The organism is Jeotgalicoccus sp. ATCC 8456, from assembly GCF_016313225.1.
In the GTDB taxonomy this organism is placed as follows: domain Bacteria; phylum Bacillota; class Bacilli; order Staphylococcales; family Salinicoccaceae; genus Jeotgalicoccus; species Jeotgalicoccus marinus.
This window is the reverse complement of record NZ_CP066224.1, coordinates 342,368-355,654: the sequence shown is the minus strand read 5'-3', so window position 1 is coordinate 355,654 and position 13,287 is coordinate 342,368. Positions and strand designations below refer to the sequence as shown.

13 protein-coding genes are annotated in these 13,287 nt (G+C 36.8%); all 13 read left to right on the top strand.

The genetic code is table 11. The features are described 5' to 3' along the window. Positions 1-60 precede the first annotated feature (60 nt). The 13 genes from JEM45_RS01910 to nth all read left to right on the top strand — a co-directional run bounded on the left by JEM45_RS01910 (position 61) and on the right by nth (position 13,227). A complete protein-coding gene (locus JEM45_RS01910) occupies positions 61-561 on the top strand; it encodes a QcrA and Rieske domain-containing protein (protein WP_026866319.1) in 501 nt (166 codons plus the stop codon). A gap of 11 nt (positions 562-572) precedes the next feature. Then, the gene (qcrB, locus tag JEM45_RS01905) at positions 573-1,247 is read left to right on the top strand and encodes a menaquinol-cytochrome c reductase cytochrome b subunit (protein ID WP_026866318.1); all 675 of its coding nucleotides are present in this window, start codon (positions 573-575) and stop codon (positions 1,245-1,247) included. 18 nt (positions 1,248-1,265) lie between these two features. Further along, positions 1,266-2,066, top strand: a complete 801-nt coding sequence (locus JEM45_RS01900) for a menaquinol-cytochrome c reductase cytochrome b/c subunit (RefSeq protein ID WP_051220459.1) — start codon at positions 1,266-1,268, stop codon at positions 2,064-2,066. A gap of 54 nt (positions 2,067-2,120) precedes the next feature. Then, positions 2,121-2,702: a DUF1405 domain-containing protein gene (locus JEM45_RS01895; RefSeq protein ID WP_166626681.1), complete on the top strand. Its 582-nt coding sequence runs from the start codon at positions 2,121-2,123 to the stop codon at positions 2,700-2,702. A 55-nt stretch (positions 2,703-2,757) separates the two neighbouring features. Beyond that, positions 2,758-3,453, top strand: coding sequence for a zinc metallopeptidase (locus JEM45_RS01890; RefSeq protein ID WP_026866316.1), 696 nt, complete (start codon positions 2,758-2,760; stop codon positions 3,451-3,453). Positions 3,454-3,579: 126 nt separating this feature from the next. Then, positions 3,580-4,728, top strand: a complete 1,149-nt coding sequence (bshA, locus tag JEM45_RS01885; RefSeq protein ID WP_198687648.1) for an N-acetyl-alpha-D-glucosaminyl L-malate synthase BshA — start codon at positions 3,580-3,582, stop codon at positions 4,726-4,728. After that, entirely contained in the window at positions 4,721-5,908 is a 1,188-nt protein-coding gene (locus JEM45_RS01880) for a CCA tRNA nucleotidyltransferase (RefSeq protein ID WP_198687647.1), read from the top strand. The genes bshA and JEM45_RS01880 overlap by 8 nt, the downstream gene beginning before the upstream one ends. After that, a complete protein-coding gene (locus JEM45_RS01875) occupies positions 5,889-6,851 on the top strand; it encodes a biotin--[acetyl-CoA-carboxylase] ligase (RefSeq protein WP_198687646.1) in 963 nt (320 codons plus the stop codon). The genes JEM45_RS01880 and JEM45_RS01875 overlap by 20 nt, the downstream gene beginning before the upstream one ends. Before the next feature lie 12 nt (positions 6,852-6,863). Then, positions 6,864-9,380, top strand: a complete 2,517-nt coding sequence (locus JEM45_RS01870; RefSeq protein ID WP_198687645.1) for an exonuclease domain-containing protein — start codon at positions 6,864-6,866, stop codon at positions 9,378-9,380. A gap of 34 nt (positions 9,381-9,414) precedes the next feature. Beyond that, positions 9,415-10,599: a pyridoxal phosphate-dependent aminotransferase gene (locus JEM45_RS01865; protein WP_026866311.1), complete on the top strand. Its 1,185-nt coding sequence runs from the start codon at positions 9,415-9,417 to the stop codon at positions 10,597-10,599. Positions 10,600-10,610: 11 nt separating this feature from the next. Continuing rightward, positions 10,611-11,900 carry an asparagine--tRNA ligase gene (gene asnS / locus JEM45_RS01860; protein WP_026866310.1) on the top strand — a complete coding sequence of 430 codons (1,290 nt, stop codon included), beginning with the start codon at positions 10,611-10,613 and terminating at the stop codon, positions 11,898-11,900. A gap of 57 nt (positions 11,901-11,957) precedes the next feature. Continuing rightward, positions 11,958-12,581: a DnaD domain protein gene (locus tag JEM45_RS01855; protein ID WP_026866309.1), complete on the top strand. Its 624-nt coding sequence runs from the start codon at positions 11,958-11,960 to the stop codon at positions 12,579-12,581. Between the two features lie 10 nt (positions 12,582-12,591). After that, positions 12,592-13,227, top strand: coding sequence for an endonuclease III (gene nth / locus JEM45_RS01850; protein ID WP_166626907.1), 636 nt, complete (start codon positions 12,592-12,594; stop codon positions 13,225-13,227). Positions 13,228-13,287 lie beyond the last annotated feature (60 nt).

The following is a 13,287-nucleotide window of genomic DNA, read 5'->3' as shown; positions in this document are numbered from 1 at the left end:
ATTGAAATGTCCTAGTTATATTATTTGTAAAAGTATGTGCGTTTGAGGGGGGAAAGACTAATGTCGCAAAAAGTAACAAGACGCCAGTTTTTGAACTATTCTCTAATGGGTGTCGGTTCATTTATGGCTGCAGGAATGATTCTTCCAATGGGTCGTTTTGCTCTAGATCCACTATTTAAAGAATCATCTGCAAGTGACATGATTGCAACAAGTGTAAAAGTTGCTGACATCACCGAAGAACCAGTCAGTGTAGACTTCACATTCGAGCAAACAGATGGCTGGTATGTGAGTGAAGTTACAGACTTCGCTTGGGTTTACAAAGAAGGCGATGAGATCATCGCGCTATCACCGGTTTGTAAGCACTTGGGTTGTACTGTATCATGGGCAAGCGATGCAAGTAATCCAGAGCGTTTCTTCTGTCCATGTCACAACGGGCTCTATGAGAAAAATGGTGAGAATGTACCAGGTACACCACCACGTGGGCCTTTAGATATGTACGAAGTTGGAGAATCTGACGGATTCTTAACTATCGGTGCAATTAAAGAAAATGAATTAGTATAGGAGGGTAATTGATGCTGAATCGTATTTATGATTGGATTGATGACAGAATTGACATCACACCAATTTGGAGAGACGTAGCAGATCACGAAGTGCCTGAGCATGTTAACCCTGCCTATCACTTCTCAGCTTTCGTCTATTGTTTTGGTGGTTTAACGTTCTTCATTACAGTAATCCAGATCTTGTCTGGAATGTTCTTAACAATGTACTATGTACCAGATATCATTAACGCTTGGAACTCTGTTTACTTCCTACAACAGGATGTTGCAGCTGGTGTTATTGTTAGAGGTATGCACCACTGGGGTGCAAGCTTGGTCGTAGTAATGATGTTCCTACATACTCTAAGAGTATTCTTTACAGGTGCATACAAGTCACCACGTGAATTAAACTGGGTTGTCGGTGTACTGTTATTCGCAGTTATGCTTGGCCTTGCGTTCACAGGTTACTTATTACCATGGGATATGAAAGCTCTATTCGCTACTAAAGTAGGTTTAGATATCGCTGAAAGTGTTCCGTTTATCGGTGAGTGGATTAAGACTCTACTTGCAGGTGATGCGACAATTATCGGTGCTCAAACACTGACTAGATTCTTTGCTATCCACGTGTTCTTCCTGCCTGCTGCGCTATTTGTATTAATGGCTATTCACTTTATCTTAATACGTAGACAAGGTATTGCAGGACCACTATAAGAAGGAGGGGGACTATTTATGAAACATGGTAAAGGTCTAACTTTTGTAGGTGATTCACGTGTACAAAAGTATGACAAACCAAAATTAAATCGTGATTATTCAGAATTCCCTGGTCGTACAGAGGAATTCTACCCAGACTTCCTTCTTAAAGAATGGATGGCTGGTGCAGTATTCTTAATCGGTTTCCTATGCTTAACGGTTGCACACCCTGCACCATTAGAGCGCATGGCAGACCCAACTGATACAGGTTATATTCCACTACCTGACTGGTATTTCCTTTTCCTCTATCAGATTTTAAAATACACTTATGCGTCTGGTCCATTTAACGTAGTAGGTGCGATTATCATTCCTGGTATCGCATTCGGTGCTCTATTACTTGCACCTTGGCTTGACGGTAAGAAAGAACGTCACTGGAAAAAACGTCCAGTTGCTACAGGTATGATGCTCATAGCTGTAGGTATTATCTTCTACACAACTTGGGAATCAGTTGCTTACCATGATTGGGAACAACAAAACCAACAAGGTCAGATTGTTTTCTCTAACTTAGATGCAGAAGATCCTGTCTTCAATGACTTAATCCGTACAAACTGTACAAGTTGTCACGGTGGGGAACTTGCTGGTGGATCAGGCCCGAACTTAATTGAACCTGATTTACAACCTGAAATGGTTGAAGCTTTTGTTAGAAGTGGTAGTGGTGAAATGCCTGCCTTTGAAGGTCAATTAACAGACGAAGAAATCACTGCGATTTCTGAATATGTTGCTGGACTTGAACTAACAAGTAAAGACGAAGCAAGCAATGTTGAAGAATCAGCTGAATAATACAAATAATAACGACCCTTCTGGTAACAGAGGGGTCTTCTTGTAGGAGAAACTATGCTATTTAACTACATATATAACTTAATGTTTAACAGAAAATTCTTAGTCTTATTGCTGATTTCAAACTTTTTAGGTACAGTCTATGGCTATATTTGGTATGGTGGACAACTTTCCGTTACACCGTGGTATTTCTACCCATTTGTACCAGATAGCCCGACTGCAACTTTGTTCTTATGTGTACTTATTGTCTTAATCTTGTTTAATAAGCATTCAGGGTTGGTTGATGCTCTAGCATTTACAACCTTGATTAAGTATGGTGTTTGGGCAGTGATTATGAACATTTGGAACTTTATTGACATGGGCTTTGTCTCATTAGTTGGCTTGATGCTGATTGCATCCCACTTGGCAATGGCGATTCAAGCGTTCTTGTTTCTTCCCCATATGAAAATAAAAATTTGGCACTTTGGTGTGACTGCCTTATGGTTATTTCATAATGACGTCATCGATTATGTCTTTATGCAGTATCCAAGATACGGAAACTTGCATGGATTTGCAAATCAAATAGGATACTTGGCTTTTTGGTTAACAATAATCGTGCTTATACTATTATGGAAGCTTGTAGATAGACGTAATAATTGACTTATGTAAAATCACTTTAGTAAAATATAACTATGAACAAGACGGAGGGACAAATGTGTATCTGATAATCTATTTTATAATTTTAATGATAGTACCAATGCTTGCACAGATGAATGTTAAATCTACATTTAACAAGTATTCTAAAGTGCGTTCGACTAGTGGTATGACTGGTAAACAAGTCGCTGAAGATATCTTACGTGAGAATGGTATTTACGATGTAAGTGTCGAACGTGGACAAGGTACTTTGACTGATTACTATGATCCTAAAAACAAAAAAGTCGTATTATCTCCAGGTAACTACGACAATCCAAGTGTTGCAGGTACAGCAGTTGCCGCACACGAAGTTGGTCACGCAATTCAACATGCAACAGGCTATAAATTCCTAAGCTTCCGTTCAGCACTGGTACCATTAGCGACATTAGGCTCTAACTTCTCGTATTTCTTAATTATCGCTGGTATTATCTTAACTGCGGCACAAAGTGCAGCAGGTGGGGGACTAGGCGAAATTCTTTTATGGTCAGGGATCGGTTTAATGGCCTTTGCAGTATTATTCCAAGTGGTGACTTTACCAGTGGAATTCGATGCTTCTAAACGTGCCATGAATCAAATCGAAGAATTAAATATTGTTAATAGTAAAGAGTATCGTCATGCTAAGAAAGTGTTAAATGCAGCAGCAATGACTTATGTTGCAGCAACTGCAGTCGCTGTGGCTGAACTTCTACGCTTTATTATGATTGCAAGAAACAATTAGAATTAGATTATAGACGACCGTTTATTCGGTCGTTTTTTTATTTGTAGTAATATTCGTTTCCTTTATCGATAAATTTTCTCTATAATTAAGACTGATATAAATTATAAGTAGTTGAGGTGCATTGGTATGAAGTTAGGAATTGTATGTTATCCAAGTGTAGGTGGGAGTGGCATCATTGCAACAGAGCTTGGCATACAAATGGCAAATAGAGGTCATGAGGTCCATTTTATTGCATCCAGTGTGCCATTCAGACTTGGAGCAAACCACGATAATATATATACCCATAAGACAGAAGTTAACGACTACAGTGTCTTTAAGTATCCACCTTATGACATTACCTTATCTAGTAAAATCTCCGAAGTGATAGATGAATTTGATTTAGATGTTATTCACATGCACTATGCGATTCCTCATGCTGTATGTGGCATCTTGGCTCGTGAAATGTCTAAGAAAAAAGATGTGGGTATAATAACAACCTTACATGGTACTGACATTACTGTACTCGGTCACGATATGTCATTGGTAAATGCGATTCGTTTTGGGATTGATAAGTCTGATTTAACGACATCGGTGTCGAATAGTCTAAGAGAGCAGACCTATGACCTTATTAAGCCAAAAACTAAAATAGAGACCGTCTATAACTTTGTTGACGATACTCGTTTTAATACAGAGAGTCGTTTAGAGATTCAAGCTGAAACAAAAATTAAGCTCGGCATTCCAGATGAAGCAAAGGTGCTTGTTCATAGTTCAAACTTCAGAAAGATTAAAAATGTCGATCATGTCTTATATACATTTAACGAAGCTTTAAAAGAAGTCGATTGTCACTTAGTATATGTCGGAGATGGACCAGAGCTTTTCTCTATAAAACAACTTGTAAAATCATTAGATTTAGAAGACCGCGTTCATTTCATAGGCCAAGTTTCTGATATCACAGACTACTATAAACTCGCAGATATTTTCCTTTTACTTAGCAGAAAAGAAAGCTTTGGCCTAGCGATGCTAGAAGCAATGTATTGTGGTGCTGTACCTATAGGTTCAACTGCCGGTGGGATATCTGAAGTAATTCAAGATAATGAGTCAGGCTATACAGTTGAAATTGGTGATTATAAAACAGCAGCAGCCCGTATTGTTCAATTGTTAACCCATGAAGACCAATTTAAAACTATGCAAGGTGCTATGTTAAAAGATATAAAAGAACGTTTTAATATGGAAGAAATTGTTGATCAATATGAGAATTTATATAACCATTTAATCTCTGGTGATGCACATGAATAAACTGTTTAAGCAGGCAGGCTTGATCTTAGACATCTTAGAGAAAAACGACTATGAAGGCTATTTTGTAGGCGGGGCAGTGCGTGACTATATATTGAATCGGCCAATTAACGATGTAGATATAACAACAAATGCCTTACCTGAAGAAATTGAACGGCTATTCGAACGGACGATTGATGTGGGTAAAGAACATGGCACGATTGTTGTTCTAATAGAAGATACACCTTTTGAGGTAACGACCTACCGTACAGAAGGTACCTACAGTAATTTTAGACGACCAGACAAAGTATTCTTCACAGAAAATCTTCAAGATGACTTAAGTCGCCGAGATTTTACGATCAATGCAATGGCAATGATGAAAAATATGATACTCTTTGATCCTTATCACGGTCAAGATGACCTAGAAGAAAATGTTATTAATACAGTAGGCGAGGCAGATGAACGGTTTGGTGAGGACGCACTTCGCATGCTGAGAGCTGTTAGATTTATGTCCCAATTAGACTTTAAACTAACTGAAAATGTAAAGGCAGCGATTCATAAAAATAAGGCTTTACTTGCTCATATTGCGAGTGAGCGTACTTTTACAGAACTTAAGAAAATGTATGCAGGCTTAAATCCGTCGGCCGCACAAAATATTATAGTTGAAACTGGCTTACTGGAATATATCCCTTTCTTTAAGCATGTCCATAAAGACACATATCTTAGTGCATGCGTATCAAATATTGAAGAAGCACTCGTAATACACGTTTACCATGACCAATCCTTGTTAAGGTTCCTAAATGAGCTCAAGCCATCGAACCACTTAAAAAATCAGATACGTGATAGCTTATCTTTAATGGATGACTTGTCCATGAATGTAAATTCTAAATTAATTGCCTACTATTATAACAAGGAAATTATGGATTTAGTCCTTCACTTAAATCAAAAGAATGACGTACTAAGTACAGATTCAGTCGACATACTTTTAAATGCCATCACACTGAGAGACAAACTTGTTATAAACAGTCGTAGTGACCTATATGTTGATGGTCGAGTTTTAATGCAGGTACTAGAACGACAAGGCGGACCATGGTTAAAAACACTATTATCAGAGATAGAAAAACAAGTCGTGCTCGGTCAATTGGAAAATGACCAAAACGAAATAATTAACTGGGTGAAAAATCATGCAAAGTACGAAGAGTAAAATATTAGATTGTTTACAAAGTGAAACATTTGTTTCTGGTAATTCACTTGCAGAACAACTGAATGTTTCTAGAACAGCGATTTGGAAAAATATACAAGCTTTGAAAAATGAGGGATATCAAATAGCAGCTGTTCAGAATAAGGGCTACGCATTAGTCGGAGCATCTCAAAATATTAATCAAGCCAAACTGCTATCGATTATTGACAAATCCACACTATTTGATCAACTCATCTATAAAAAGACTGTTGACTCTACACAAAATACAGCCTTTAACATTTTACATAAAAATGATGATAACATAGTAATAGTAAGTGAGTCACAGACGGAAGGTAGGGGACGGTTTAAAAGGCAATGGCTGTCTCCTAAAGAAACTGGTCTCTACATGTCACTCGTCTTAAGGCCGAATATAAAACATAGTGATATGATTACATTCAACTTATTCATGTCATTAGCAATTAGTCAAACGATTAGAAAGAACACAGGTTTAAAAAGTGGAATTAAATGGCCTAATGATATTTATATCAGTGATAAGAAAGTATGCGGCTTTTTAACAGAAATTGTTTCTGAAGAAGACACCGTTCAAACCATTATATGTGGTGTGGGTATCAATATTGAACCCTCAACAGATATCGAATCATTGTCGACTGCTACTGCTCTTAATGCTGAACTACCATCTGAAAAGCAGTTAGATATCGATTCATTTTTAAGTGAGTTATTTAAGAATATAGAAATTTACTATAACAAATTTATGTCAACTTCTTTTTCAGAAATTAGAGATGAATGGATAGAGCATTCCATAATCTTTAATCGTCAATTAAAGATTAGCAGTTCAAATGGTATGATTAAAGGTAAGGCACTTGATGTAAATGATGAGGGTTACCTAATCATTATTGATGAAGAACAAAATATACATCAGGTAATCAGTGCAGATATTGAAATTTAATTTGGTGATATGATGTTAAATAAAACTTTTGCCGTCGTAGACTTAGAAACGACCGGTAACAACCTACAAAAAGATAAGATTATTCAACTTAGTATTGTCTTTGTGAGAAACAATGAGATTGTGGACACATACAATACTTTCTTAAGTGATAAAACGACCATATCACCCTTTATTCGGGAACTCACAAGTATTTCGCCTGATATGTTGATTGGCGCCCCTAAGTTTCAAGATATCGCTTGGGAAATTAGGGACATGCTCAAGGGCTCAGTCTTTGTTGCACATAATGTAGATTTTGATCTCAATTTCTTAAAGACTGCATTTAAGGCATGTGGTATTAAATATAACCCAACCTATAAAATAGATACGGTCGAACTTTCAAGAATCTTTCTGCCTACAGTTCCTGGGTATCAGTTACATTTAGTCGCTGAATTTTTAGATATAAAATTATCACAGGCACATAGGGCAGACGAAGATGCCTTAGCAACTGCTAAAGTTCTGATTAAGATATTTGACTTAATTCTAAATCTACATCGACAAACGCTGATTACGATTTATCATTTAACGAAGTCTTTACCCACTAATATTACTGATTTACTCTTTAATGTCTTAAGTCTTAATATAGACAACGATCGAGATGACATCGTCAGTTATAAGCAGTTTTATATCAAGGACTTTACTTTAAACACACATGATATTAAACCGATTTCTGTAGATGAGCTATATAAAAAATATCTACATGAAACCAATCATGACTACCGCCAAGATCAATATGACTTATCTTTATTAATTTACGATAGTCTAGTCAATGAGAAGTTTCATGCCATTGAAGCCTACACTGGTCTTGGTAAAAGTGATGCTTTTTTAATTGCAGCAATTTGTTATTACTCAAATTATCATCAGCAAGTCGTCGTCTCCACATCGAGAAAAATATTACAAAACCAATTAATAGAGTCTTCACTAACGCGTCTAAGAAGTGTTGTTTCATTAGAAGCGCCCTTTGTCTTATTAAAAGGAAGAAATAATTATATTGATTTAGATGCTTTTTCTGCACTCTTAGAATCAGAAGATAATAATCCAGAAATTTGTTTTTTAAAAATGCGCATTTTGGTATGGTTGCTATCTACGAAAACAGGTGACTTATCTGAGTTAAATCTACGTGGACCCGAAAAATCATACTACGATACGATGCGCATCCAGAATGGTGACAATAAGCAACACTACTATTTTAAACGTGCCTTAAACAATGCTAAAAGAGTGCCTGTTATTGTGACGAACCATTATTTCCTTAATGATTGTATTAATAATTTGTATGATGTACATGCCTTAATAATCGATGAAGCGCATCAGTTAAAATCTGCCTTAGATTTAAAAGAAAGAAGAAAATATACTTATAGTGAGATGAAGTTTTTTATTGGTCAAATCGGACAGTTGAGTCAATCTCGCTTATTAAGTTCCTATGCTGAAGATAATAAAGCCGTATCCCTATATTTACTAGAAGATATTGTCGTCAATTTGCATAGACAAATTGATGAATTATTTAAGCATTTTTCTAAAAGTAAGATTAAAAAAGCGAGTGAGACCTTAGAAAGCATCATTAAGTATACACAATTATTTTTAAGTACAATAAGAGGTACGAAGAACTACCAAGCACTTTATAATCACATGCATTTCTTTGAACAATCATTAAAAAGGCTTCAGCATGCGATTATATACGATGACTGTCATATAGAAACTCATGCCAATCCGACACGTACAGAAGTTGAAATTAGAACTGACGTACTGGATGAATTAGCAAGTGCTTTAACTAAGATTCCTAGCCAGATTTTATTATCAGGAACTCTAGAAGTAAATGGCAGTTTTAAGCATTTGAAATATTGGTTTGGTGATCACGAATATGATACGACAATAATGGATAATACCGAAATGTTTGATGACATAAAGTTATTCATTCCAAACGACATCAGCAGTTACGATATGAACAATCCTGATTATGTTATCGATATTCTGGATTACCTATCCCTGTACTTAAGTGAAACGAACAGTAAACTCATTGTTATTTTCTCTAATTTCGAACTACTAGAAAAGGTCTACAGCTATACTGAGGAAGTCGGTTTATTTGATCAGATTCCTGTCTTAAAACAGACGCGTGGTTCTAATAATGAAAAATTACTCAATCAGTACAATCAGCTTAGCCAATGCCTGTTATTAGGGACCTACACTTTTACAGAAGGGGTCAACTTAGTATCTGAAAAAGATAAGACACTCATGCTGACTAAATTACCATTCCCAGTGCCTAACCAGAACAGCTTTTCACATTTCTATTCTGAAGATTTACCAGAGGCTGTCATTCACTTTAGACAGATTGCAGGTCGATTAAAACGTAGTGAAGAAGATAAAGGTATTCTCATGCTCTTTGATGATAGGATAATAAATAAACCATATAAGAATGCTTTCTTAAAATATTTTCCTGAGAAAAATATTATCCATGATGATCGGACATCTTTTAAAGCATTGCTTTTTGATTTATAATAAGGAAAACGAATTGTTAGGAGACTGCCGCAAGATGGAATTATCCGAGAAAGTTAAGTCGCTTACACCGAGCCAAACGATTGAAATTACAAACACAGCTCGAAAACTAAAAGCTGATGGCTATGATATTATCAGCTTATCTGCAGGTGAGCCAGACTTCAATACACCTGAAGAAGTCATCGAAGCTGCCCATCAAGCCGCACTTGATGGCCATACAAAATATACAGCTTCTGTCGGTATTAAAGCAGTGAGACAAGCGATTGCAGACAAAATGTTAAGAGATAATAATCTAGAGTATACTCCAGACGAGGTATACGTAGGTAATGGCGCAAAACAAGTGTTATTTAATATCTTTTTAGCTACTTTAAATCCGACTGATGAAGTGCTTCTACCCGCACCTTACTGGGTATCATATTCTGAACAGATTAAAATGGTGGGCGGAGAGCCTGTCACAATTGAAACAACAGAAGACACAAACTTTAAACTGACTCCTGAGCTTTTAAAAGCACATATCACTGAAAAGACTAAAATGATTGTCTTAAACTCACCTAATAACCCAACAGGGGGCATCTACAGTAAAGAGGAACTACAGGCCTTAGTAGATGTTTTAGAACATACTGATATAATAGTAGTGGTCGATGAGATTTATGAAGTCTTGGCCTATGAGCGTGAACATATTTCGATTGCGAGTTTAAGCGAGAAAATTAAAGGGCAATCGATTATCGTAAATGGCTTTAGTAAATCACATGCGATGACAGGTTGGCGTATTGGCTACGCTTGTGGCCCATTGAATGTTATTAAAGCATTAGGGGATTTATCTTCCCAATCTACGACGAGTGTGGCATCACCCTCACAATATGCTGCGATTAAGGCATATAACATGTCAGACGACTTTAAAAATGATTACGTGAGCACGTTTAAAGCGCGTCGTGACAATGCTTATGAAAAACTCATGACAGTGCCACACGTTCGCTGTATCAAACCAGAAGGGGCATTTTACTTGTTCCCTTATTTAAAAGATATTGCAAGTCAGTGTGGTTATGACAGTGTAGATGATTTTGTTAAAGGTCTTTTAACAGACCAATACGTTGCAATTGTGCCTGGAGCAGCTTTTGGTGCAAAAGATTATGCACGTATTAGCTATTCAGTCTCTGAAGAAAAGTTCAATGAAGGCATTGAAAGAATTAAAACATTTATTAATAAAAAAACGACAGTCTAAGGATGGTAAGAATGAAAATAACAATTAATCAAGCACCAGACTACGTGGGTCAAGAAGTCACAATCGGCTCATGGTTACTCCAAAAACGTGGGTCAGGTAAATTTCAATTTTTACAATTAAGAGATGGTACTGGATTCATGCAGGGTATCGTCGTAAAAGCGAACGACGAAGATTTATTTACCCTTGCTAAAGGTTTAAACCAAGAAACTTCTATGTATGTGACTGGCGTAATTAAAGAAGATGACCGTTCAAGTTTTGGCTATGAGATGGAAGTTTCTCGTATTGAAATTATCCAAAGTGCAGATGGTTACCCAATTACACCAAAAGAACATGGGCCTGAGTTTTTACTAGATAACAGACATCTATGGTTACGTTCTAAAAAACAACATGCTGTAATGAATATTAGAAATCAAATTATCAAAAGTACTTATGACTTCTACTATGAAAATGGCTTTAAAAAAATTGATCCACCAATTTTAACAAGTTCATCTCCAGAAGGGACAACTGAACTCTTCCATACTAAATACTTTGATGAAGATGCATACCTTTCACAAAGTGGTCAGTTGTACGCTGAAGCTGCTGCAATGGCGCATGGTAAAGTCTTTACTTTCGGTCCTACTTTCCGTGCTGAGAAGTCTAAAACGCGTCGTCACTTGATTGAGTTTTGGATGATTGAACCAGAAATGGCGTTCTATGATCACGAGGATAGCTTAGTTGTTCAAGAACAATATGTTGAATATCTAGCTAAAAATGTTTTAGAGCATTGTAAACTGGATTTAGAGGCTCTTGGACGTGATACTACAGCGCTTGAAAAAATCAAAGCACCGTTCCCTAGAATCACTTATACAGAGGCCATTGACCTCTTACACGAAAAAGGATTTGATGATATTGAGTGGGGCGATGACTTCGGTTCTCCACATGAAACTGAGATTGCAAACAGCTTTGAGAAACCGGTCTTTATCGTAAATTATCCAAAAGAAATTAAATCTTTCTATATGAGTACTAACCCTGAAGACCCACGTACAGTACTTTGTGCAGATTTAATTGCACCAGAAGGTTACGGTGAGATTATCGGTGGTAGTGAACGTATTCATGACTACGATGAACTTAAACAAAGAATCATCGATTCAGGCTTAAACCTAGACGCCTATGAATGGTACTTAGATCTACGTAAATATGGTAGTGTGCCGCATTCAGGCTTCGGTCTTGGTTTAGAGCGTGCAGTTGCATGGTTCTCAGGTGTTCAACATGTTAGAGAAACCGCACCATTCCCAAGATTATTAAACCGTCTATACCCATAAATGACACGGAGACGTTAGCACAGCTAATGTCTCCTTTATATGATTGGAGATTATTCTATGGAACAATCTTATATTAAATACATTACAGTTCCGGTAAACAAAATCTTACTTGATCACTATAGTGAATTAGGATTAGACGAACAAAGTTTAATTATCCTAATAAAGATGATTGAAAATGATCGTCAGACAGACGAAGCCCCTGAATTTAGTGAACTGATTAAGGGCACCACACTAAATCAAAGTGAACTCACTCGGATTATTCAATTGTTAATTAAAGAAAAGTGCATCGAACTCCAGACCATAAAAAAAGAAGATGGCTATGTTGAACGCTTTAACTTTGAACCTTTATACAAGCGTTTAGAAGATTTTATTTATAACACTGTTGAAGCACCACAAAAAGATGAAAAATCATTAAGAGAAATGTTCGACTATATTGAAAATCTCTATGGCCGTACGATTAGTCCAAATGAGTATCAGCGTCTAAACAGTTGGATTAATGATTCTAACTATCAAGTTGAAGATATAATGAATGCTGTAGACGTGGCATATAAATCGAATATTACATCGCTGCAATATGTTGAACGAATTTTACTAAGTACATCAAAAAGTGAAGACCAAAAAGGAACAGGCTTACCTGTAATTTCATGGCTAGATCGGGGGGAAAGACTTGACAACGAGTAAGAAAAAGACAATGGAAATGATCGATGTGATTGCGGAGATGTTTCCAGAGGCAGAAGCAGAATTAAACTACACGAACCCCTTCGAGTTGACGATTGCAGTTTTACTTAGTGCACAGACGACAGATGTTGGTGTAAACCGAGTGACTAAAGGCTTATTTGAAAGATTTAAAACTCCAGAAGATTATTTAGCAGTCGACGTCGAAGTAATTGAGTCATATATAAAGACGATTGGACTTTATCGTAATAAGGCAAAAAATATCCAAAAATTATGCAGAGACTTAATCGAAAAATTCAATGGAGAAATTCCCAATAACTACGATGACCTAATTTCCTTAGCTGGTGTGGGTAGAAAGACTGCAAATGTTGTATTATCTGTAGCTTTTGACACGCCAAGAATTGCTGTTGACACCCATGTCGAACGCATTTCTAAACGCTTAGGCATCGCACGTTATAAAGATTCACCCTTAGAAGTAGAAGAGACCTTAATGCGCAAAATTCCGCCTGAAAGATGGAGTAAGACCCATCATCAACTCATCTTCTTTGGACGATACCACTGTTTAGCCAGGGCACCTAAGTGTCATGAGTGTCCGCTCTTAGAAGAGTGTAGAGAAGGGCAAAAACGCTTGAAAAAAGGTCTGGTAAAGTAGTCGTGATATTTACGGGGTTTGTGTTTGGTTGGTGATGAGCATTCTTCATCACCACTTCAT

Bases quoted from the DNA above. Each gene is read 5' to 3' on its own strand.
- JEM45_RS01895 (WP_166626681.1), top strand. From the start codon at position 2,121: ATGCTATTTAACTACATATATAACTTAATGTTTAACAGAAAATTCTTA.
- JEM45_RS01910 (WP_026866319.1), top strand. From the start codon at position 61: ATGTCGCAAAAAGTAACAAGACGCCAGTTTTTGAACTATTCTCTAATG.
- JEM45_RS01855 (WP_026866309.1), top strand. From the start codon at position 11,958: ATGGAACAATCTTATATTAAATACATTACAGTTCCGGTAAACAAAATC.
- qcrB (WP_026866318.1), top strand. From the start codon at position 573: ATGCTGAATCGTATTTATGATTGGATTGATGACAGAATTGACATCACA.
- bshA (WP_198687648.1), top strand. From the start codon at position 3,580: ATGAAGTTAGGAATTGTATGTTATCCAAGTGTAGGTGGGAGTGGCATC.
- JEM45_RS01880 (WP_198687647.1), top strand. From the start codon at position 4,721: ATGAATAAACTGTTTAAGCAGGCAGGCTTGATCTTAGACATCTTAGAG.
- nth (WP_166626907.1), top strand. From the start codon at position 12,592: ATGGAAATGATCGATGTGATTGCGGAGATGTTTCCAGAGGCAGAAGCA.
- JEM45_RS01865 (WP_026866311.1), top strand. From the start codon at position 9,415: ATGGAATTATCCGAGAAAGTTAAGTCGCTTACACCGAGCCAAACGATT.
- asnS (WP_026866310.1), top strand. From the start codon at position 10,611: ATGAAAATAACAATTAATCAAGCACCAGACTACGTGGGTCAAGAAGTC.
- JEM45_RS01875 (WP_198687646.1), top strand. From the start codon at position 5,889: ATGCAAAGTACGAAGAGTAAAATATTAGATTGTTTACAAAGTGAAACA.
- JEM45_RS01870 (WP_198687645.1), top strand. From the start codon at position 6,864: ATGTTAAATAAAACTTTTGCCGTCGTAGACTTAGAAACGACCGGTAAC.
- JEM45_RS01900 (WP_051220459.1), top strand. From the start codon at position 1,266: ATGAAACATGGTAAAGGTCTAACTTTTGTAGGTGATTCACGTGTACAA.